Raw genomic sequence first — 22,870 nt, 5'->3', positions numbered from 1 at the left:
TTATAATATGTATAAAGTTTTTATATACAGGAGTTGAGACAGCATGAGCATGAAATTAGTCATTCTCGGCTTGCTACTCGAAGGAGATAAACATCCATATGAAGTGCAGCATATTATGAAAGAACGACAAATGGATTGTTATATTAAATATGCTAAAGGATCACTTTATTACGCTTTCGAGCAATTAGAAAAGCAAGGCGCAATTCACATTACAAATGTAATTAGAGACACAAACCGACCTGACAAAACGATTTTTCATATAACAGAAGAAGGCAAAAAACTATTCCACACTTTACTATTAAAACAATTCGAAGCAAAAAACCAAATATATAAACCTATTTATTCAGCCCTATCTTTCGCTCACTTTAGCAATGATCATGAATTAGTTCCTATTTTAGAAAAAAAGAAAAATGATACTCTTCAATATTTACATACTATGCAAACGATATATGCTTGTAATAAAGGAAAGGTTCCACGTGCACAACTATATATCTTGCAAAGTGTAATTGAGCATATTACAGTTGAATTACAATGGCTAAACACCCTCCTTAAAGATGCTATAGCAGGCCGACTTTCAGAAGTTGCTATAGATGAAAATTGAGCTATGAAAGAAGACATCCCTACTTCTTTCATAGCTCAATTTCTCTTTTTATACTGTAATATTATTAGTTACTTCAGAATAAAAAGTCAGAATAATAAGAAATAAAAACTTTGGAATTTTCTTATTTTAAAACAGTAGACAAAATTCCAAAAATTGTGTTAGAATTTGTTTCAATATCATATCGCTTGTTAAATTCCTTTCAAAAGGAAAATAGGTACACGAACATTTCGTTTCGTGTTTAAAAGGGAAGCTTGGTGAAACTCCAACACGGTCCCGCCACTGTAAATGCTGAGATTTCTTTTTGGTGCCACTGTGAAAACGGGAAGGTGAAAGAAATTATATGAAGCATAAGTCAGGAGACCTGCCTGTTTTAACAACACTGATAGATTCACGGATGATGATGAGGTGTTAAAACAAAAAGGAAGGCTTATTTTCTATGTCTTTGCACTTTTTGTTATAAGTATTTCCTAGTAAACGGAAATGCTTACTTTCAATTAGGGAGGAATTTAAAATGGCAATTCAAACAAGTAACTTAGGTTATCCACGTATCGGACTACAACGAGAGTGGAAAAAAACATTGGAAGCTTTTTGGTCCAATAAAATTGATGAAGAACAATTTTTAACAACAATGAAAGAAATTCGCCTTCAACACGTAAAAGTACAGCAAGAAAAAGGGATTGAACTCATTCCAATTGGCGACTTTACATATTATGATCACGTTTTGGATACTGCCTATATGCTAGGATTTATCCCATCACGTTTTTCTGAGTTTACATCTTACCTTGATGTATATTTCGCAATGGCGCGTGGCTCTAAAAATCACGTAGCTTCCGAAATGACAAAATGGTTTAACACAAACTATCACTATATCGTTCCTGAATATGAAGAGGGATTACAAATCTCTTTAAAAGATAATCGTCCACTTCGCTTATACGAAGAGGCAAAACAAGAATTAGGAGTAGATGGAAAGCCTGTTATTTTAGGTCCATATACTTTCTTAAAATTAGCTAAAGGCTATACAAAAGAACAATTCCCTTCCATTTTAAAACAGTTAGTTGCACCTTACGTACAACTGCTTTCAGAACTACATGCAGCTGGTGCACAAGCCATTCAAGTTGATGAACCAATTTTCGCTTCTTTAACGAAAGAAGAAGTTCAACAAGCAAAAGAAATTTATGAAGCTATTCGTAAAGAAGTTCCAAATGCGACTCTTCTTTTACAAACGTATTTTGATAGCGTGGAAGAAAACTATGAAGAAATTATTACATTCCCGGTATCCGGTATTGGATTAGATTTCATTCATGGTAAAGAAGGTAATTTAAATGCTATTTCAAAATATGGATTCCCAGCTGATAAAACTTTAGCTGTCGGTTGTATAGATGGCCGTAACATTTGGAGAGCTGACCTTGATGAAGTTCTTGAGTTATTTACAACGTTACAAAAACAAGTCCAAACGAAAGATTTCATCGTTCAGCCTTCTTGTAGCTTATTGCATACACCGATCGATAAAACAGAAGAAACTCACTTATCGACTGAGCTATTTGATGCATTAGCATTTGCAAATCAAAAATTAGAAGAGTTAGTTCTTATTCATTCCGCTCTCACTCAAGGTACAGAAAGCATTAGTAATGAGCTGGAAACATATCGAAACGTACATCATACAATTCGCTCATCTGCTGCACGTAACCGAGAAGATGTCAAAGCAGCACGAACAGCACTAAAAGAAGAAGATTTTTCACGCCCTCTTCCATTTGAAAAACGATACGAATTACAACAAGTTGCCCTGGAGTTACCGCTATTACCAACAACGACCATTGGTAGCTTCCCGCAAACAACTGAAGTTCGTCAAACGCGAAAAGAATGGCGTAACGGTGTTATTTCAAATGAACAATATGAACAATTTATTGAAAAAGAGACAGAAAAATGGATTCGTTACCAAGAAGAAATTGGGCTTGATGTCCTTGTACATGGTGAATTTGAAAGAACTGACATGGTCGAATATTTTGGTGAGCGCCTTGCTGGTTTCTCATTCACTAAAAACGGTTGGGTACAATCATACGGTTCCCGCTGCGTAAAACCACCTGTTATTTATGGTGATGTAGCCTTTATTAACGGCATGACTATTAAGGAAACAGTTTATGCACAAAGCTTAACGGAGAAAGTTGTAAAAGGAATGTTAACTGGACCTGTTACGATTTTAAATTGGTCCTTCGTTCGAAATGACATTCCAAGAAAAGAAGTTTCGTATCAAATTGCACTAGCTCTTCGTCACGAAATTGAACTACTTGAATCTTCCGGAATTAGAGTAATTCAAGTCGATGAGCCAGCACTTCGTGAAGGAATGCCACTAAAAGAAAAAGATTGGGATGCTTATATTACATGGGCAGTACAATCCTTCCTTTTAGCAACTTCTTCTGTAGCAAATGAAACACAAATTCATACTCATATGTGTTACAGTAACTTCGAAGATATTGTTGACGCGATTCGCGCATTAGATGCAGATGTAATTTCTATCGAAACATCAAGAAGTCACGGAGAATTTATTGATACGTTAAAACATACAACATATGAAAAAGGCATCGGTCTAGGTGTATATGATATTCATAGCCCACGTGTACCGAGTAAAGATGAAATGTATAAAATCGTAGAACAATCTTTAGAAGTATGCGATCCTAAATATTTCTGGATTAATCCTGATTGTGGTTTAAAAACGAGAAGAACAGAAGAAGTTATTCCAGCTTTAGAACATATGGTTCAAGCAGCGAAAGATGCTCGTTCCCTTTTAAAAACAAACGCATAACAAAAATGGGTTATCCTTTTCTCAGGATAACCCATTTTTTATTCTTTACTTTCAAAGAAGAATTCGTATTGTATTTTATATAATTCATCATCCGTTGGCTCTTCAAGAGGAATTGCTTGTAAGACAACTGTATACTCACCATTTGGAATAGATATTTGAAATTTGTTTGAAAGAATGCTCGTTATAACGATACTTTCATTTTCAACCGTAAAAGGAACCGTAATCGTTCTAACCACTTCTTCTTTTTCAATATGTTTCCCTGGGGTCACTTTCACTTCACAAGTATAATCAGAAAGTGCTTCAAAAATAACAGTTCCCTCTGCCTCAGCATAACCTCTTTCAAAATCTTCATCCGTCCAGTCTACATAAGGCTGCTCACCGTCATAGTTCATCAACATTAATTGCGAATAAGAAATTGTTAACTCCATAGTTCCCCTTCTCCTTCATTATGAAATGTACAAATACTACTTCACTTCAAATTTCACACGCGTACCATCTGGATATTTATCTAACTTATTCCCTACCCAAGAGCCTGCTCCCCGGTTATCCGCCGGACTTATATATTCAATATGTGCTCCTTTTCCGCCTTCCTTGCACATCGCCATTGGCCATTCATCACGATCATACCCTTTTTTTGATGGATACGGTGCTAACGACAATTTCCTTCTATCTGCAGCACCACCACGATCGATTGTACAAACTTCTGAATGCCCTTCTTTTATAGCATCCGTAATATGTTTTCCTGTCTCTGGATAACGTTCTTTCGGAAATTCTAACACTTGATCATACGTATTCGTTTTCTTTACACTTGTTTCCTCTGGCACAAGTACTTCATAAACTGCTACTAAAATAGACAGAATTGCAATAATTGAAATGATAATACCTTTTAATTGCTTCATGTATACCTCCATGTTTCTACCAGTTTCTTTTCCTCAGTTATTATAACAAACTTCTCCTGTATATGTTTTCAGACATTATTTTAGTTATTCCTTGCCATTCCGCCAAAAAATTTCATTTTTTCACTAATGCTGTAGAAAACTAATAGCCTTCCGACATTCTTTTTCAAAGGAAGTCCTCATAAAAGATTGAAATGATATATACGATACTTTTTGGGGAGGAAATATCATGGAAGCTACCTATAAAACGAAAGATGTCACGAATAAAACAGGCATCCCAAAACATATAGTCCGCAAATATAGTCAACTGTTAGAGGAACATGGTTATATGATTTCTAAAACAGCTGATGCTCGTATTTATAAACTTGATGATTTAAAACTATTGAAATCTATACATGAAAGAGCTGCCACATTACAAGAAGATATTTCAGAAACGATACCGATTATTTTAAAAGAAAAAGAGGCCCCACCTGTACCAGTTATACAAGATAAGCAAGAGATACAACCGAAAGAAAAAGAAGATGGGCGTAACTTTGAGGAGTTCATGTTGAAACTTGAAATGCTAGCTCAATTAAATGAAGCAATTATTCATCAAAATTCTACTCTAATTACACAAAATCGTTTAAAGGATGAGAAACTAGATGAATTGATGCAACAAGTGTATGTAAAAGAAGGCTCTCAAGAAAAAATGCTTCAAGAGTTAGTCGAGCACGCCGCTCAAACAGATGCATTGCAAAAAGAAAAAATGGACTTATTAATGAATCATATGTATAAACGAGAATCCAAACAAGAAGAAAAAATGAATAAACTTGTTAGTCAAATTTATAACAAGGACAGTAATCGTGATGCACAGCTTATGCAAGTTATTCGAGAAATTCAAGAAACAAAAAGAATGGTCGCTGCCTCAAAAGAGCAAAGCTTCTTTCAATCATTTAAAAGTTTATTTAGCCGAGCAAAACAAGAAAAAACAAATGAATAAACAATATAAAATAAAAAGTTACCTTCCATCGGTAACTTTTATTCCTTATTTTGTACAGCTGGTAATATAATAATTGCTTCAGTGCCTTTTCCACTTTCACTCTTATATTCCAATGTACCATTATGCGCTTGTAAAATACTAAATGTTACCATAAGCCCTAATCCTGTCCCTTTTTCTTTTAAAGAATAATATGGTTGCCCCAGCCTTGCTAACTGTTCTTTCGTCATACCAACACCACTATCTTTAACTCTTATTATGATTGTTTCGTCTTTTTGAATAGCTGTTACTTTTAAATATCCTTTATTTCCTTGAATTGCTTCAATACCATTTTTAACAACATTCATAATAGCTTGCTTCAATTTTGTCTTATCACCAATCGTATAAAGACTTTCTGAAATTTCAACTTGTAAATATACACCTTGCATTGCTGCAAATGACGACATAAGAGTGGTCATTTCTATTAATTGGGCTGATAAACAAATGTGTTCTTTTTTCTCAATTTGCGGCCTTGCTAAATTCAAATAATCTGAAATAATTTGTTCCGCCCGATCCAATTCAGCTAATACGAGACGCATATAATCCTTATTCTTCACATCTTCCGTACTTTCTAGCAATTGGATAAATCCACGAACAACAGTAAGTGGATTTCGAACTTCATGTGCCACACTTGCTGCTAACTCACTTACAATATTAAGCTTTTCTGATTTTTGCATCTCTGTACGTAGCAATGCATTTTCATTTAAATATTCAGTTAAATACACCTGAAATACCATTGTCATGACCATGATAAGCGAGGCAAATATAAATCCGCTATATATTTGCGAAATATACGGTGTAAATCCTGTTTCCAAAAGAACATTAATCATGCCTAATACTAAAGAAACAAGCACATAAAATGATGAAATCATAAATGCTAAAATTAATTTCTTATCTCTTGAAAAAAGAGACCATTTCTTTGATAAAAATAGCGGAACTATCAATAGAAATGTTACTTCTAAAACTGGAAGAAAGCTCATTCCCTTTAGTAACCATTCATATGCAACAAAAATAACCGCCGGGATTAAACCAACAATCCCACCATATAAAAAACCACTGACAATTGGAATTGGGTGAAAGTTATACCCACACACATTGCCAAAACAAATAGAGTATGTCATGGAGAGAACGAGCGTAACGCTAGATAAAAACATAATAAAGTAACGATTTGGCTTCGGAGGCATTTCTTGATAGCGATTTAAACGAATCGCTTCATATAAAAATAGTGGTAAAATTATGATGGCAATTTGAATCAACAAATCACGGATAAGCTCCATAACCTCTCATCCCCTATATGTATTTTGATATGATTATATCATTTTATAGGTTTATTTGTTTTAAAATTTTGATTTTTCTTAACATATTTGTTAATTCTTTGTTAACAACTCATAATAATTGTTACAGATTTTCGAAATGATTGTAAACCCTGTACCAAATTTCCTTCGTGCAGTATACAATGAATACGGATTACAAAGAAAATGTAAAAATACTTTTTTAGACGGACAACTATAGCAAAATACAGCATATAATCCATACTATCTATGTTTACAAATAAGTGATCATTACTTTAGTAGGAGGAAGATAAATATGGCGGGTACTACGCTTGTTTTAAAAGAAGAAAATTTGGTTGTTCTAGAAAATGTTGAAAAATCAGTATATGAAGAGTTACAGCATAAAGCAGGAGATGAAGATTGCACATGTGCTGTGAACGAATCAGTTGTTCACCTTGGCAAGGTATCCTCTGTACTCTGGAATGAAGATGAAATAGATTGGGAATATGGATATTAAAAAGTCGCTTATAGCGGCTTTTTTTCTCTTTTCTCTCTCTTTCTAAATTACATATACAAAGCGCAATCATAGAAAATATGATAAAATGAACTTAATTTTCAAACGGAAGAAAGGGAGATACAATGGAACAATTCATTAACCCTAGAGTGAAGGATATCCAAATTTCTGGAATCCGTCAATTCTCTAACATGATTCAAAACTATGATAATTTGATTTCTTTAACAATCGGACAACCCGATTTCCCTACACCTTCTCTCGTAAAAGAAGCGGCAAAACGGGCTATTACAGAAAACTATACAAGCTATACACATAACGCTGGTTTACTAGAATTACGTAAGGCAGCTTGTAACTTCGTAAAAGATAACTACGATTTACATTACTCACCTGAAAACGAAACCATCGTTACAATTGGTGCTAGCGAAGCGATTGATGTTGCATTCCGAACGATTTTAGAGCCAGGAACAGAAGTAATTTTACCTGCTCCTATTTATCCAGGTTACGAACCTATTATTCGATTATGCGGTGCAACGCCCATTTTTGTAGATGTTCGTGAAACTGGATTCCGTTTAACAGCTGACGCGCTAAAAAATGCTATTACAGAAAAAACAAGATGTATCGTACTACCATATCCTTCTAACCCAACTGGTGTAACTTTATCCACAGAAGAATTAAAAGATATTGTAGATGTTTTAAAAGATAAAAATATTTTCGTCCTTTCAGATGAAATTTATAGCGAGCTTGTGTATGAACAAAAGCATACATCTATCGCTCATTTCCCAGAAATGCGTGAAAAGACAATTGTCATTAACGGTTTATCTAAATCACATTCTATGACTGGCTGGCGTGTTGGACTTTTATTTGCACCAAGCTATTTAGCAGGACACATATTAAAAGTTCATCAATACAATGTAACGTGTGCTACTTCAATCGCTCAATACGCTGCAATTGAAGCATTAACAGCAGCTAAAGACGCACCAAAAATGATGCGCCACCAATATAAAAAACGCCGTGATTACGTATATAATAGACTCACTCAAATGGGATTAACAGTTGAAAAGCCAACAGGTGCATTTTACTTATTCCCATATGTTGGTCATTTGACATCTTCATCATTTGATTTTGCACTTGATCTTGTCAAAGAAGCGGGACTAGCTGTAGTTCCTGGAACAGCATTCTCTGAATACGGTGAAGGCTACCTTCGCTTGTCCTATGCGTATAGTATCGAAACTTTAAAAGAAGGCTGCGACCGATTAGAAGCCTTTCTAATGAAAAAAGCTAAGAGTTAAACTCTTAGCTTTTTTATGCATAATGATCACAAGTTTGACGTTTTAGTAATTTATGAGGAATAATGATACACTTTGCAGTGGATTCTGCATTCTCTACTTTATCAACTAAAGCTTTTGCTGCCTCATATCCTAGCTGATAAATATTCACATCAACTGTCGAAAGTGGAGGGCTCGCAATTTCTGATAATAAAGCATTATTAAAGCTTACAATAGAAACATCTTTCGGTACAACGAATCCTTTTTTAGAAAGAGCACTTAACACACCAAGTCCAATTAAGTCATCCGTTGCCATAATTGCCGTTGGCGGTTGCTGCAGTCCCATTAATTCCTCAACAGCTTGTTGACCACTTTCCCTCGAAAAATCAAAATGTAAAATATATTCTTTTGGTAATACAATGTCTGCTAATTTCAAGGCATCACTCATACCAGCTAAACGATCTCTCGTTACAAGTAAATCTGATCCACCACCAATGAACGCGATTTGCTTATGCCCTAATGAAATTAAATATTCTGCCACTTCTCTTGCAGCTGTATAATTGTCATTATCTACATATGTAATTTCATCTTTTCGATCATATGGTTTTCCTATTAAAACAAACGGGAAATTTTGTTCATGTAAATATTGAATAATCCGATCATTCTCCCTTGAATATAAAAGAATAATGCCACCAATTTGGCGTCCCTGTACCATCTTTACGACACCATTAAAAATTTCTTCTTCCGTTTCACCTGTCGACATGTAAAGCGCATAACCTTCTACGTGTGCAAATGAACTAATCCCTCTTATAACTTCTGGGAAAAATGGATTTTGAAAAGCTTTACTTGCAGAACTTGGCATAACAAGACCAAGTGTTTTCGTCGTTTGGTTCGCAAGATTTCTCGCATTTAAATTGGGATGATACCCTAATTCACTCATCACTTTCCTAACACGGCGCTTTGTCTTTTCACTTATACTTGGATTATCAGCAATTACACGAGAAACTGTTGATGGTGCCACATTCGCTTGCTTCGCCACATCTTTAATTGTAACTGTCATAAAAATCCCCCTCCTCTCATTTCTCTGCCATTTTTCATATATTTTATCTCGCACTCATTGCAAGTCATAAACTTTCATTTCTTATATCTTGCAAAACTAATCCTATTCTCCCTCTTCATGTATTGTAAGGGATATAGCTATTTTTTCCTATACTATAATATACTATTTATTTCACTTCTTTTCACATGTGATGTCAAATCTCTTTTCATCTCCCTATAAACTTATTTATAGGGAGATGAAAAGAAAAATGGGACGTAATGTCCCATTTTTCATCCTTTTGTACCTCCAGCTGTTAAACCGGAAACAAAATATTTTTGTAGTGATAGGAATAAAATTGAAATCGGGATCGCAATTAACACTGAACCCGCTGCAAACGTTGTAAATTCATTACCGAATTTTTTCGCAACCATTTCATATAATCCAACTGCTAAAGTATAATTTTCTGGTGTTCGCAAAATAATACTCGCTAAAATGAAATCTGTAAATGGACCAATGAAAGTAAATAATGCTACAACCGCTACGATTGGCTTTGCAAGTGGCATAATGATTTGCCAGAAAATACGGAAATGCCCTGCTCCATCCATTCGAGCTGATTCATCCAGTTCTTTCGGAATCGTATCAAAATACCCTTTCATAAGCCATGTATTCATCGGAATTGCTCCGCCCACATAAATTAAAATTAATGCAAGGTGTGTATCAAGTAATCCTGTTAACTGAGCTAATATATATAGTGCGATTAACGCTGCAAAATTCGGGATCATTTGCAGAATTAAAAATGTTAATAAACCATTCTTTCTTCCAACAAAACGATATCTCGAAAATGCATAAGCAGTAAAACTAATGGCTAGTACAGAGAAAATCATCGTCATTACGCTAACTTTCAAAGTATTTTTATACCAAAGTAAGTAATTACTTGAATCGAGATCAAGTAGCTTGCGATAATGATCTAATGTGGCGTTTTTTGGAATAATACTTGACCCAGATAAACTATCACCTGGATTAAACGATGAGCCAATTATCCATAGTAATGGATAGAAAACAATCGCACACATTATGAAGATAACTAAATAACTTAATGAAAGACGTAGCATCTTTTGTCGTTTAATATTCATTTACATCATATCCTCTTCTTGGAATGATTTTGTTCTCTTAAATTGCCATAACGCAACTGTAATAACGATTAACGATAAAATCATTGTAAGAGCTGCTGCTTTGCCGTATTGAGCCGAAGTCATCGTTAACTTATAGATCCATGAAATTAAAATATCCGTTCCACCTGCATTTTGTCCAGACACAGCAGGTCCCCCGTTATTAAATAGATAAATAATACTAAAATTATTAAAGTTAAACGTATATTGCGTAATTAATATTGGCGCTGTTGCATATAACACAAGTGGCAATGTAATTTTGCGGAACTGTTGCCAAGCAGTTGCTCCGTCTACTGTAGCCGCTTCATATAATTCTCCTGGAATCGATTGCAGTATACCTGTTGTCATCGCAAAGACGAACGGGAAACCAAGCCACGTTTGAATCATAATTAAAGCAATCTTTGACCAAAACGGGTCTGTCATCCAAGCAATCTTTTCAATCCCGAATAAAGCTAATACTTGGTTATTAATTGCTCCAAATGTTTCATTAAACATACCAGCAAATACAAGAATAGATACGAATGCTGGAACAGCCCACGGTAAAATAAAGATTGTTCGAATAATTGCCTTACCTTTAATACCAGGCTGATTTACGATAATCGCTAAAAAAATACCAAGTGCAACTTGTAATGTTGTTGCAACGAATGTCCAAATGACAGTCCAAGAAAATACACTTAAAAATGTATCTCTCCACATCGGTAATGTGAAAATATCAATAAAGTTTTTAAAGCCCACCCAATCTACTAATTTAGCTGGAGGAGAATGATATAAATCATAGTTTGTAAATCCAATTAAAATTACGAAGATGATTGGAAATACGACAACAAAGATAAGTAGTAGAAAACCTGGTGAAACCATTAAATAAGGAAAGCCTTGATCTAACAAATTACGGTATTGCTCTTTTACAGAATTTAACGGTGTTCCAATATCACGTTTCTTCCCATTTTGATATGCATCATATAAGTTAAATGCATATATGCCAAGCCCAAAAGCGATAACGATAAGTGCCAAGATCCCTTCTACTAATAGAAAGACGGAATGGTCACGTGGAACTTCTGTACCGAGCGTTACAATGCCCCATAATCCCATATTTAATAAATCAGCAAAGGCTACAATAAATGAACCTGTTAATACTAGAAAAATAAGACCTTTTACAAATTGTTTATTATACATTTGGCCCACGCCTGGAATGATTGATAACATGGTTGCCACTTTCCTATGCTTTGAATCATTTAACCCCTTTGCAGGTTCCATAGATGTTTGCATGTTCCTTCCCCCTTTTTTCTTCCTACATGGAAGGGAGAGAATTCGTGCCCCTCATATTAGAGGCACGAATTTCACCTTATTTTTTCTTACTATGATTTGCCTCAATATTACCTTTAATTTGTTTCACTGCACTATCAAGTGCGGATTTTGGTGCTTCTTTATCTGATACAACTAATTGAAGCGCATCTCCAGCTGGTTTCCAAACTTCTTGCATTTCTGGAATATTTGGCATTGGAATTCCATTTTCAGATTGTGTCGCAACCGCTTTTGCAGCCTCATTTTCTTTAATGATTGGATCTTCCATTACTGATTTTACTGGTGGAATTTCTTTCGTTTTCTCAAAGCGAATTTTAGCATTTTCTTCATTTGTAACCCACTCAGTAAATTTTGTAGCTAAATCATTTTGTTTAGAGAAGCTTGTTACATGCCATCCTTTTACGCCAACGAACGTTTTCATCGGTTGACCATTTGGTAATTTCGGCATTGGAGCAACACCATAGTCTATTCCAGCCTTTTCCATCGCTTGGAATGCCCATGGACCATTCATAATAGATGCTGCTTTTCCTTCATTAAATAATCCATCTGCAGCTGAACCACCAGATTCACCGATAATACCTTTCGGGAATAACTTTTCTTTATACCATTTTTGAATATATTCAGCACCTTGTACCGCACCGCTATTATTTAATCCAATATCATTTGCATTTGGCTTTCCATCTTTTTCACCAAATACATAACCACCCATACCTGCCATAAATGCATTAGCAAAGTAGAAGTTATCTCCTAATGCTAAAAATCCGTATTTTCCATCTTTCGTAAAGTCTTTTGAGAAGTTAAACAGTTCATCCATCGTTTCCGGCGCTTTTTGCATCATTTTTTTATTATAAATAAAGATTGGTGTTTCAATCGCTTTTGGTAAACCATATATTTTTCCGTTATATGTTTGTGCTTCTATTGATAAATCTGTAAATTTACTTTTTACTGTATCATCTACTTTCACTTCTGAAAGTAGCCCTTCTGTTACCGCATTACCAATATGATCATGTGGCAATGTTACAACATCTGGCCCTGTGCCAGCTGGACCGTCGAGACGAAGTTTTTCTATTTGTTTCGTCATCTGAACCTCTTCAACTTTTACTTTCACATTATATTTCTTTTCAAAACTTTTCACCGCTGGCTCTAGACCCACACCTTTTTTCTCATCTTCCCAAACAAGAAGATCATAGTCTTTTTTCGCTTTACTTTCCTCTTTTTTCCCTGAATCTTTCGGTCCACATGCAGATAACATACCAATAGATAATGCTGAAACCGTTAATAATGATAATGCTTTCTTCATCCCAAAAACCTCCCTAAATTGTCTATGTACCTCAGTAACTGAAAACGTTTGCATTTAATAGTTTAATTGAAGCGCAAACAATATCTCAAGTCTATGAAAACGTTTGCGCTATTTGTCTATCATTATACATTCTTTTATTCATTTTGCAAATATTAATTTAAAAATTATGTCATTATACTCTTTATACATTGACTTTATATGAAATGAATACTACTCTTATAAGCAATATTAAAGCTATAAGAAAGGCAATCGTTTGCAATACAGGCTTTATTATTACACTTAAGGGAATACTATGTATAGAGATATTGAAGGGGGATTTTCTATATGTTTAAAGAAGCCATTTATCATAGGCCGAAAGATAATTATGCATACGCTTACGATGAACAAACAATTCACATCCGAATACGTACTAAGAGAGATGATGTTCAAAGCGCCGATCTTATTTACGGTGATCCTTACGAATGGAAAGACGGAAAATGGATATCAGCAAGTACACCAATGAAAAAAACGGGTTCTACTGCATTATTTGATTATTGGTCCATTGCAATCGAACCAAAATTTAAGCGCTTACGTTATGGGTTTGAATTAAAATCTGAAACAGACACTCTTATTTATACAGAGCGAGGATTCTTTTCTAACATTCCAAATGATGATGTTGGTAACTTTTTTTGTTTTCCATTTATTCATGCAGATGATGTATTCAAAGCACCATCGTGGATTAAAGACACCATTTGGTATCAGATTTTCCCTGAACGATTCGCTAATGGCGATAGTACGCTGAATCCAGAAAACACCCTTCCTTGGGGAAGTACGAATCCAACTCCAACTAATTTTTTCGGCGGGGATTTTGCTGGTGTTATTCAAAACCTTGATTACCTTGTTAAGCTTGGCATTTCCGGAATATATTTCACACCTATTTTCAAAGCTCATTCAAACCATAAATATGACACAATTGACTATATGGAAATTGATCCACAATTTGGGACGAAAGAAACTTTTAAAGAGCTCATTGAAGAATGTCATAAACACGGTATAAAAGTAATGCTCGATGCTGTGTTTAATCATAGTGGATACTTTTTCGAGAAATTTCAAGACGTTCTAGAGAACGGTGAGAAGTCTGCATATAAAGAGTGGTTCCACATTCATGAATTTCCAATTATAACCGATCCACTTCCCAATTATGATACTTTCGCCTTTACACCGTATATGCCTAAATTAAATACAGCTCATCCAGATGTAAAAGAATACTTACTTGAAGTAGGACGTTATTGGGTACGAGAATTCAATATAGATGGCTGGCGCCTTGATGTCGCAAATGAAGTCGATCACAACTTTTGGAGAGAATTCCGAACTGAAATAAAGACATTAAATCCTGAAGTATATATTTTGGGAGAAATTTGGCACGATGCCCTTCCGTGGCTACAAGGCGATCAATTTGATGCTGTCATGAGCTACCCTGTTACAAACGCTCTACTTTCTTACTTTGCTAACGATTCCATTAAAGCAAGTGAATTTATGAAGCAAATTACAGAATCTCTACATTCCTACTCTATGAATGTAAATGAAGCAGCCTTTCATTTATTAGATAGCCATGATACTCCAAGAATTTTAACAACATGCAATGGAGATAAAAATAAGTTGAAATTGCTCTATGTATTCCATCTTTCTTTCATCGGCTCTCCATGTATTTATTACGGAGATGAAATCGGCATGGATGGTGGTATGGACCCCGATTGCCGTAAATGTATGATTTGGGATACTAAAGAACAAGATCATGCATTATTTACACATATACAAACATTGATTTCATTACGAAAACAACATGCAGCTTTTGGAGGACATGGTACTTTTCAATTCATCGAAGCAAATGATAAACATAATTATATTTCTTATACGAAAACATATGAGGATGAAACTATCTTTTTCGTTTTAAACCCTACTAATAGTGAAGTTACAGTTTCACTCCCTCTTCATGTTACTGGTAAGAAAATAATTAACATTTATACAAATGAAGAATTTTCAGCAGAAGCAAGTGTATTACAAGTTACACTTCCTCCATATGGATTCTCCATATTAAAATGGTAACCAAAAAAATCCTTATGCCAAGGTGGCATAAGGATTTTTCTTATTTCAATTTGAATACCATCGCTTCATACGGACGTAATGTAATGTTATCTATCAATCCGATTTCTACATCGTAATTGTATATGAATAATTCTGATTCACTATAACTAATATCCTCAGGCATTTCAAATACACTTTCATCCGCAGTAAAGTTTGCAATAACAAGTAATTTTTCGTCTCCATATGTTCTTACATAAGCAAAAATAGAAGGATTATTCTCTAATATTAAATCATATGATCCATATACAACTATTTCATTATTTTTGCGTAGCTCAATTAATTTCTTATAGTAATAAAAAATTGAACCTTCATCTTGGATTGCTTGTTTCACATTAATCTCTTTATAGTTAGGATTTACAGTAATCCAAGGTTCACCTGTTGTAAATCCAGCGTGATTCTGATCATCCCACTGCATCGGAGTTCTAGCATTATCACGACCCTTTATATAAATAGATTCCATTACTTTTTCTATATCTTCACCATGGTCTATCACTTTTTCTTTATACATATTTAACGTTTCAATATCTCGATATTCATCAATTGATTGGAATCGAACGTTCGTCATTCCGATTTCTTCACCTTGATAAATATATGGCGTTCCCTTCATCATATGAAGAACTGTCGCTAACATTTTTGCAGATTCAATGCGATACATTCCATCGTTACCAAAACGAGATACAACGCGAGGCTGATCATGGTTATTCCAATAAAGGCTATTCCATCCGGTATGCTCTAATGCTTTTTGCCACTTTGTTAAATTCTCTTTTAAAGTAAGAAGTGAGCATGGTTTTACATCCCACTTTCCACCTTCTCCTGAATCTAAATCCATATGTTCAAATTGGAATACCATTTGCAACTCTTTTCGTTCTTCTCCAGTATACAATTTGGCTTCTTCTGTCGTTACACCTGGCATTTCACCAACCGTCATAATATCATAATTCGATAATACTTCCTCATTCATTTCATGCAAATATTTATGAATGTTTGGACCGTTCATAAAATGTTTATGACCTGAAACATAACCATCTTCATCTGTTTCAACTGTTGGTAACCCTTCTTCTTTAGAAATAAAATTGATAACATCCATGCGGAATCCATCAATTCCTTTTTCTAACCAAAACTTCATCATCTCATAAACATCTTGTCTTACCTTTTCGTTATCCCAGTTTAAATCTGGTTGTTTTTTAGAAAACAGATGTAAATAATATTCATCCGTCATTTCATCATACTTCCATGCAGATCCACTAAAAGCAGCTCCCCAGTTGTTTGGTTCTTTCCCTTCTTTTCCAGGACGCCATATATAGTAATCTCTATATTTATTATCTTTTGATTTACGTGATTCAATAAACCAATTATGTTCATCAGATGTATGATTAACAACTAAATCCATCATCAATTTCATATTACGTTCATGCATTTCATGTAATAGTTCATCCCAATCTTCCATTGTTCCGAACTCGTTCATAATTTTACAATAATCACTTATATCGTAACCATTATCATCATTTGGAGATTCATAGACTGGTGATAACCAAATCACATCAATCCCTAACTCTTTTAAGTAATCTAGCTTTGAAATAATCCCTTGAAGATCTCCTATACCATCACCATTACTATCCATAAAGCTACGAGGATAAATTTGATATACTACACTTTCTTTCCACCATTGTTTTTCCATTATGCTACCCCATTTCATTCATTTTTCTCTTTTTCAAGGCGCAAACGTTTTCATTAATGAATGATAACAGATTCTATCTCAATTTAAAATAGCGCTTACAATTTTTATTGTTCTTTTTCTAAGAAAACATATGAAAACCACTAATAAATCTCCAATAAATGAAAACGTTTTATTTTTTTATTTATTTTTTGAATCTATTCGTTTATAATGAACTCAAAGAAAACGTTTGCATAATTATTTCTAGGGGGAAATACCATGGCAGAACTTAAATTAGAAAACATTTATAAGATATATGATAATAACGTAACAGCTGTAACTGATTTTAATTTACACATTCAAGATAAAGAATTTATTGTATTTGTCGGTCCTTCTGGATGCGGAAAGTCTACAACGTTACGAATGGTAGCTGGACTCGAAGATATTTCAAAAGGCGAGTTTTCAATTGATGGTAAACTAATGAATGATGTTCCTCCAAAAGATCGAGATATCGCAATGGTATTCCAAAACTACGCTCTTTATCCACATATGAGTGTATATGATAATATGGCATTTGGATTAAAACTTCGAAAAATACCAAAAGATGAAATCGATCGTCGTGTAAAAGATGCAGCAAAAATTTTAGGACTTGAACAATATTTAGATAGAAAACCGAAAGCATTATCAGGTGGACAGCGCCAACGTGTTGCGTTAGGTAGAGCAATCGTTCGAGATGCAAAAGTTTTCTTAATGGACGAGCCATTATCAAACTTAGATGCTAAACTCCGTGTTGCAATGCGCTCAGAAATTTCTAAGCTACATCATCGCCTTGGAACAACAACAATTTATGTAACACATGACCAAACAGAAGCAATGACTATGGCTTCGCGTCTTGTCGTTATGAAGGATGGAAAGATTCAACAAATTGGAACACCAAAAGAAGTATATGAAACACCAGAAAACATTTTCGTGGGTGGATTTATCGGGTCACCAGCGATGAACTTCTTCCGTGGTAAATTGACTGAAACCGATTTCGTTATAGACAATACTATAAAAATCAAAGTATCTGAAGGAAAAATGAAGATGCTACGTGAACAAGGCTATGTAAATAAGGAAATTGTTTTAGGTATTCGCCCGGAGGACATTCATGATGAACTACTATTTTTAGAAGCTTCACAATCTACTACTTTCACAACAAAAATTGAAGTTGCTGAATTGTTAGGTGCTGAATCTATTTTATATATGAAACTTGGAAATCAAGATTTTGCAGCACGTGTTGATGCAAGACATATATTCTCACCTGGAGACCAAATTAAATTGGCATTTGATTTAAATAAAGCGCATTTCTTTGACAACCAAACAGAACAACGTATTCGCTAAAAAAATTTCCTTCTATATAACATACAAAAAAACCGTCCACATATATTGAGGGCGGTTTTCATTATTATACTAGGGCTTCTACTGTATGAAATGATTGTCCTTTCGTGCCAATAATACCGAAAATCGGTAAATCACTAAGCACCACTTCTTCTTGCTGTTTCATAAAAGATGACGTTAATTGTTTTATCTCTATCCAAACGTCATTAATACAAAGTACATTGGAATCGTTCTCTTGTTGGCGAGAAAAAATAGAATCTATTTTATATAAACCAGCATTTTGAAAAAGCATGTCAATGCGACTGAATGCATTCAAAGTAATGCTAATAACGCGTTGCCAATCTCCTTGCTTTTCCATATCATAGAATACAAAAAGGGCTTCTCCGCCTAGATTCGTAATTTCCTCCACTGTTGCTTGTCCACTTTCTTGATCAATGTCCGTCACAATTACTTTTGCGCCTTGTTTAGCCAACAAAAGAGCTGTATTACGTCCAATACCGATGCCACCGCCAGTTACGATAGCAACTTTTCCTGCAAGCTTCATTTTCATTACCCCTTCTATAAGTCTTACCGTCATTCAGTATACTCCTTTATGAGATTATTCTGCAAGCAAGAAAAATTGCTATTCAATTTGTAAACGTTTACTTTTTATCCTTCTTTTTTCTTACTCTTACGCTGATCAAGAACTAGACCGATAAAAATGAGAATGCCCCAAAAAATTATGCTACCTCCTGTCATCTCAACTTCCCCCTTATTATATAAAGTAAAACTTTAATCAGCCCCAAATGGTGAGATAAAGATATTATTTTTAATTATTATATCATTATCTTAATTTTCAATCTATTATAAATAGAAATGACACATTTTAGCTTTTCCTTACTGTAAATATTCACAATATACTTATAAAATAAAAAAAGACCCTTTTATATATAAAAGGGTCTTTTTTTATTTTATTATACAAGACTTATTATTTTCGTCTTTGTAATTAAGTCCTGAAAACCGCAATTGTCTTTGCGGAACAACATCATATATACGTTACATATTAATGGAATTCCTAATAGCAATACGTTCGGTAATAACACTACAAAAAATCTTATAATTAATGTTTGCAACGTTAGCTTTTCACTCTTCAATGAAATTAATTTTATTCTCGTTACCTTTTTGCCAAGTGTAACACCGTTCCAAATAAAGGGTAACACAATAAAATATATCGCCATTAATATGAAAACTACTGCGAAATCATATCTAAAATCACCTAAGCTTATATTAAAGCGCTTAAACATAGCACTATAGTTTCCGGTCATAATAGCTACTACTGCACCATACATAACCGAGATTAAAAACATGTCAATTAGGGAAGCACCTATGCGATTCATTACAAGCGCTGGACGATGCATCTTTAACTTCATTTTATGTCGACTCCTTCATATCCTTCTTTACCCGTCTCATCGTACCACTTCTAAAAAACATTGTAAACTAGCGTTTCTCTTACTTTTCTTGTACAATTTGTTACAATAGCATTATAAAGGAGGTTCCCATATTGAAAAAATGGATAATCCTATTCGTCGCCTTCCTATTAACTGGTTGTGCAGGAAACACAAGTCACTTAACTTATACGGTTAACGATGAATACGAACTCATACGTACTTCTGGAAATGCATTTGAACTTTTCCCCTCGCAAGATGCTGTATATGCCACACAATACATCCCTGCAAAAATTACAGACATTGCTTGGGATGATAAATACATTATTGCAAAACAAACTGAGGAAAAATCAGATCCAAATAACCCTGACGCAGCAATTGCAAATAAAAAAAGTGAACATTATTGGATTATTGACGTAAAGCACAATAAACGTTTCGGTCCCTACAATGAAAAGCAATTTAACGAACAAAAAGATGCGTTTAAAATTAAGGTGCCTTTTCAAAATGTAGATTCATACATAAAAGAAATAAAAAAACAGTCAGCATAATATTTGAGTGCTGACTGTTTTTCTTACATTATTTTAAAAACACCTTACTCCGAAAGTGAGATATTAAACGTTTGTGACTCTTTTACAACATCTTGTGTTTCTGAATCTCCTGCAAGTAAATCATCAGTTGTAAACTGAATATCCTTTACTTTGTCTTTTCCATCGTCAAGTATTAAACCAATAATACCATCTCTTGTTTCACCAGGCTTATAGTCTTCTCTTGACACATTTTTTGTACCAACTAACGTATCTTCATCATATAAAAAGTTTTGAGTCGCTACTTTAAAATGTTGCTTACCATTAATCATAACATCATTCATAGAGAAAAATTGCATATTTTTATTCCCGCTATTCTCCACTTTATATGTAATCTCAACATAACGAATTGTATTACTAATCTCTGTTCCACTTAGCGATGCATATAATTCTGCATCTTCTTGGCTTACTTTATCCCCTAATCTACGTTTTACTTCTTCAGGAGTTAGTGCCGTGTATACTTTCAATGTATTTTTTGCTTTTTCACTCATCTGTGATAAAGAGATTACTTTCACATCTTGTACGTGAATTTTCATTGGCGCTACTTCAAATGTTTGATTCACAGAGTGCATCTGCTCTAACTTGAAAGTACCCCATCCTGTTTCTTTCACTTTTTGTCCTACTTTTTTCAGCTCACGCCCACCATATTCTTTCGTTTCAGGAATAGATTCTTTCTTCTTCGGTTCAGCTTTCTTTTCTTCTTGATGGAAGCAACCACTTAACATAAGAAGAAAACTACATAAAACAAAAATACTTTTCCATGCTTTCATCATTTCATTTCTCCTAACACTATCATTCATGAATATAAAATTAGTCCCTTGCCTTGTAAACTATAGAAACAATGAAAAGTCCACAAAATGAACTTGTCAGTCCAGATACTATTATACCTCCAATTTGGAAAATATGAAAATAGGGATCTAGGAACGCATGCACGATAAATATAATAGTTGCCACAACAATTACTGAAATCCAATACTTTCTTTTTTCCGAAGCTAAAATAAGATCTTTACCCATTCCATTTCTATACTTCCATAAAACGTATACTAATAATAGAAAACCAATACATGTACTTCCATGTTGCATATATTTATAAACAGGGATACCGTACCATTCTCTTTGCAATAATGGTATTTTCATAACAAAATAGCCTGTCTTATGAGTGAATGCATCCCAAACAACATGCGTTAACATACCGAATAATGCTGAATAACAAAATACAAAAAGATCCTCCCATGTATGAAGCCCCCATCTCTTGTCTATTGCATATGTATAGTAGCCAGCAAATGGTTTAGGTAAATGTGTTATAAAAGGCTTTTTTAAAACGTAATGATATATACATGCTAATAAGAAGACAAGTGGTAAATTTAAATATAAGAACCCAAGCCACGTATGCCCAATAACACCATACGGTCTAAAGTGTAAAAAATATTCAAAGTCAGGCGCCATACTACCTAATATAAGAGCCGTTACTGACATATATTTAGAATGCTTTTTCGCAAAAGGAAGAACTGCTGCTGGATGTGCAAATGTAAACGGCATACTTTAACTCCTTCTCACATTTTCAGTAGAATACCATATATCATAACGAGAGAATGGATCTTCATGCAATATTTATTTTCACATTGGAATATGATAGTTTAAATGATATAATCCACATAAAATATTCAGAAAATAAGGAAGGGATTCAGGTGTCATTAACACTTGTATTTGCTGCTTTTTTAGAATTAAAATCCGTTATGAATTGAGGTTTATATATTGATTGACGTACCCTTTTTACAAAATGTCACATTAAAAAAAGAAAATATCCCTAGTTTTTCCGCATATCCTTACTGCTTACCCGCTATTCGAACATTACAATCACTAGCTTTCCATCCAAATGTAACATTCATTATTGGAGAAAACGGAACAGGTAAATCAACATTACTTGAAGGAATTGCAATTGCGTTAGGTTTTAATGCAGAAGGTGGAACGAAGAACTTCCGTTTTAGCACAAACGATTCCCATTCACCTTTACATGAATACCTTCGAATTTCAAAAAGTTTCAATACACCAAACGACGGTTTCTTTCTTCGCGCTGAATCTTTTTATAACGTTGCTTCTTATATTGATGAAATGGATGCTGATCCAGAAGCACGCGGAAATCCAGTTATTGATTCATATGGTGGTGTCTCACTTCACAAACAATCACACGGTGAATCATTCTTTTCCTTATTTATGAATCGTTTTTCAGGACAAGGTTTATACATTTTAGATGAGCCTGAGGCCGCTCTATCACCAATGAGACAACTTTCCATGCTCATTCGAATGCATGAACTAGCGGAACAAGGCTCACAATTTGTTATTGCGACGCATTCTCCTATTTTAATGGCTTACCCTGAATCTACTATATACTCTTTAACACAAGAGGGGATTCACGAATCCACATTAGAAGAAACCGAGCATTACCAAACAACGAAACTTTTCTTTGAAAATCGTGATCGATTATTTCATCATCTATTTGAGTCATAAAAAAAGAAGCAGCAATAGCTGCTTCTT

22 protein-coding genes and 1 riboswitch are annotated in these 22,870 nt (G+C 34.3%); of the genes, 9 read left to right on the top strand and 13 right to left on the bottom strand.

Going from position 1 to position 22,870, the window contains the following annotated elements; genetic code table 11:
• The first annotated feature begins 43 nt into the window (after positions 1 to 43).
• A complete protein-coding gene (locus tag IBT51_RS05540) occupies positions 44 to 601 on the top strand; it encodes a PadR family transcriptional regulator (protein WP_200458043.1) in 558 nt (185 codons plus the stop codon).
• Positions 602 to 796: 195 nt separating this feature from the next.
• Positions 797 to 984: riboswitch (cobalamin riboswitch) on the top strand.
• A gap of 128 nt (positions 985 to 1,112) precedes the next feature.
• Complete coding sequence (gene metE / locus IBT51_RS05535) at positions 1,113 to 3,401, top strand: 5-methyltetrahydropteroyltriglutamate--homocysteine S-methyltransferase (RefSeq protein ID WP_078400477.1); 2,289 nt, start codon at positions 1,113 to 1,115, stop codon at positions 3,399 to 3,401.
• A 38-nt stretch (positions 3,402 to 3,439) separates the two neighbouring features.
• Here metE and IBT51_RS05530 read toward each other — a convergent pair whose 3' ends face one another.
• Both IBT51_RS05530 and nucA read right to left on the bottom strand, forming a co-directional pair.
• Positions 3,440 to 3,829: a competence protein ComJ gene (locus tag IBT51_RS05530; RefSeq protein ID WP_000424024.1), complete on the bottom strand. Its 390-nt coding sequence runs from the start codon at positions 3,827 to 3,829 to the stop codon at positions 3,440 to 3,442.
• 36 nt (positions 3,830 to 3,865) lie between these two features.
• Positions 3,866 to 4,300 carry a DNA-entry nuclease gene (gene nucA, locus IBT51_RS05525; protein WP_000811494.1) on the bottom strand — a complete coding sequence of 145 codons (435 nt, stop codon included), beginning with the start codon at positions 4,298 to 4,300 and terminating at the stop codon, positions 3,866 to 3,868.
• Positions 4,301 to 4,526: 226 nt separating this feature from the next.
• Here nucA and IBT51_RS05520 point away from each other — a divergent pair, with 226 nt between their 5' ends.
• Positions 4,527 to 5,276, top strand: coding sequence for a DUF3967 domain-containing protein (locus IBT51_RS05520; protein WP_000388467.1), 750 nt, complete (start codon positions 4,527 to 4,529; stop codon positions 5,274 to 5,276).
• Positions 5,277 to 5,314: 38 nt separating this feature from the next.
• Here the strand turns inward: IBT51_RS05520 and kinB are convergent, their stop codons facing one another.
• On the bottom strand, positions 5,315 to 6,589 hold the full coding sequence (gene kinB, locus IBT51_RS05515) for a sporulation sensor histidine kinase KinB (RefSeq protein WP_000420372.1): 1,275 nt from the start codon (positions 6,587 to 6,589) through the stop codon (positions 5,315 to 5,317).
• A gap of 310 nt (positions 6,590 to 6,899) precedes the next feature.
• Between kinB and IBT51_RS05510 the strand changes: the two genes are divergently transcribed.
• Positions 6,900 to 7,100: a hypothetical protein gene (locus IBT51_RS05510; protein WP_000929276.1), complete on the top strand. Its 201-nt coding sequence runs from the start codon at positions 6,900 to 6,902 to the stop codon at positions 7,098 to 7,100.
• A 122-nt stretch (positions 7,101 to 7,222) separates the two neighbouring features.
• Positions 7,223 to 8,386 (top strand): aminotransferase A, encoded by a 1,164-nt coding sequence (locus tag IBT51_RS05505; protein WP_000434575.1) that lies wholly within the window; start codon positions 7,223 to 7,225, stop codon positions 8,384 to 8,386.
• A gap of 13 nt (positions 8,387 to 8,399) precedes the next feature.
• Here the strand turns inward: IBT51_RS05505 and malR are convergent, their stop codons facing one another.
• The 4 genes from malR to IBT51_RS05485 all read right to left on the bottom strand — a co-directional run bounded on the left by malR (position 8,400) and on the right by IBT51_RS05485 (position 13,172).
• The gene (gene malR, locus IBT51_RS05500) at positions 8,400 to 9,422 is read right to left on the bottom strand and encodes a maltose operon transcriptional repressor MalR (protein ID WP_000219053.1); all 1,023 of its coding nucleotides are present in this window, start codon (positions 9,420 to 9,422) and stop codon (positions 8,400 to 8,402) included.
• A gap of 269 nt (positions 9,423 to 9,691) precedes the next feature.
• Positions 9,692 to 10,534 carry a maltosaccharide ABC transporter permease MalD gene (gene malD, locus IBT51_RS05495; protein WP_001022603.1) on the bottom strand — a complete coding sequence of 281 codons (843 nt, stop codon included), beginning with the start codon at positions 10,532 to 10,534 and terminating at the stop codon, positions 9,692 to 9,694.
• On the bottom strand, positions 10,535 to 11,836 hold the full coding sequence (malC, locus tag IBT51_RS05490) for a maltosaccharide ABC transporter permease MalC (RefSeq protein ID WP_001194982.1): 1,302 nt from the start codon (positions 11,834 to 11,836) through the stop codon (positions 10,535 to 10,537). It lies immediately after the preceding gene.
• Between the two features lie 76 nt (positions 11,837 to 11,912).
• On the bottom strand, positions 11,913 to 13,172 hold the full coding sequence (locus IBT51_RS05485; protein ID WP_000709931.1) for an extracellular solute-binding protein: 1,260 nt from the start codon (positions 13,170 to 13,172) through the stop codon (positions 11,913 to 11,915).
• Between the two features lie 324 nt (positions 13,173 to 13,496).
• Between IBT51_RS05485 and IBT51_RS05480 the strand changes: the two genes are divergently transcribed.
• Positions 13,497 to 15,257: an alpha-glycosidase gene (locus tag IBT51_RS05480; protein ID WP_200458044.1), complete on the top strand. Its 1,761-nt coding sequence runs from the start codon at positions 13,497 to 13,499 to the stop codon at positions 15,255 to 15,257.
• A 40-nt stretch (positions 15,258 to 15,297) separates the two neighbouring features.
• Here IBT51_RS05480 and malL read toward each other — a convergent pair whose 3' ends face one another.
• Entirely contained in the window at positions 15,298 to 16,974 is a 1,677-nt protein-coding gene (gene malL, locus IBT51_RS05475; RefSeq protein ID WP_088022705.1) for an oligo-1,6-glucosidase, read from the bottom strand.
• A 255-nt stretch (positions 16,975 to 17,229) separates the two neighbouring features.
• On the opposite strand from malL, the gene IBT51_RS05470 reads away from it, so the two are divergent.
• Positions 17,230 to 18,330, top strand: coding sequence for an ABC transporter ATP-binding protein (locus IBT51_RS05470; RefSeq protein WP_069356149.1), 1,101 nt, complete (start codon positions 17,230 to 17,232; stop codon positions 18,328 to 18,330).
• Positions 18,331 to 18,394: 64 nt separating this feature from the next.
• Here the strand turns inward: IBT51_RS05470 and IBT51_RS05465 are convergent, their stop codons facing one another.
• The 3 genes from IBT51_RS05465 to IBT51_RS05455 form a co-directional block, all read right to left on the bottom strand.
• Positions 18,395 to 18,904, bottom strand: a complete 510-nt coding sequence (locus IBT51_RS05465) for an SDR family NAD(P)-dependent oxidoreductase (RefSeq protein ID WP_000218413.1) — start codon at positions 18,902 to 18,904, stop codon at positions 18,395 to 18,397.
• Positions 18,905 to 18,975: 71 nt separating this feature from the next.
• Positions 18,976 to 19,065, bottom strand: a complete 90-nt coding sequence (locus IBT51_RS05460; RefSeq protein WP_000145638.1) for a hypothetical protein — start codon at positions 19,063 to 19,065, stop codon at positions 18,976 to 18,978.
• Between the two features lie 215 nt (positions 19,066 to 19,280).
• Positions 19,281 to 19,736: an RDD family protein gene (locus tag IBT51_RS05455; protein ID WP_000769080.1), complete on the bottom strand. Its 456-nt coding sequence runs from the start codon at positions 19,734 to 19,736 to the stop codon at positions 19,281 to 19,283.
• A 131-nt stretch (positions 19,737 to 19,867) separates the two neighbouring features.
• Between IBT51_RS05455 and IBT51_RS05450 the strand changes: the two genes are divergently transcribed.
• Entirely contained in the window at positions 19,868 to 20,299 is a 432-nt protein-coding gene (locus IBT51_RS05450) for a DUF3997 domain-containing protein (protein ID WP_000758789.1), read from the top strand.
• Positions 20,300 to 20,343: 44 nt separating this feature from the next.
• On the opposite strand, the gene IBT51_RS05445 is transcribed toward IBT51_RS05450, so the two are convergent.
• Entirely contained in the window at positions 20,344 to 21,108 is a 765-nt protein-coding gene (locus tag IBT51_RS05445; RefSeq protein WP_000973900.1) for a hypothetical protein, read from the bottom strand.
• Positions 21,109 to 21,145: 37 nt separating this feature from the next.
• The gene (locus IBT51_RS05440) at positions 21,146 to 21,874 is read right to left on the bottom strand and encodes a DUF4184 family protein (protein WP_053563719.1); all 729 of its coding nucleotides are present in this window, start codon (positions 21,872 to 21,874) and stop codon (positions 21,146 to 21,148) included.
• A gap of 216 nt (positions 21,875 to 22,090) precedes the next feature.
• Between IBT51_RS05440 and IBT51_RS05435 the strand changes: the two genes are divergently transcribed.
• Complete coding sequence (locus tag IBT51_RS05435) at positions 22,091 to 22,843, top strand: AAA family ATPase (protein WP_053563718.1); 753 nt, start codon at positions 22,091 to 22,093, stop codon at positions 22,841 to 22,843.
• Positions 22,844 to 22,870: the final 27 nt, after the last annotated feature.

Origin of the sequence: Bacillus sp. S71, from assembly GCF_016625265.1 — a bacterium.
Lineage (GTDB): Bacteria > Bacillota > Bacilli > Bacillales > Bacillaceae_G > Bacillus_A > Bacillus_A cereus.
The sequence above is the reverse complement of the archived record's forward strand: the minus strand, read 5'-3'. Positions and strand labels throughout refer to the sequence as shown.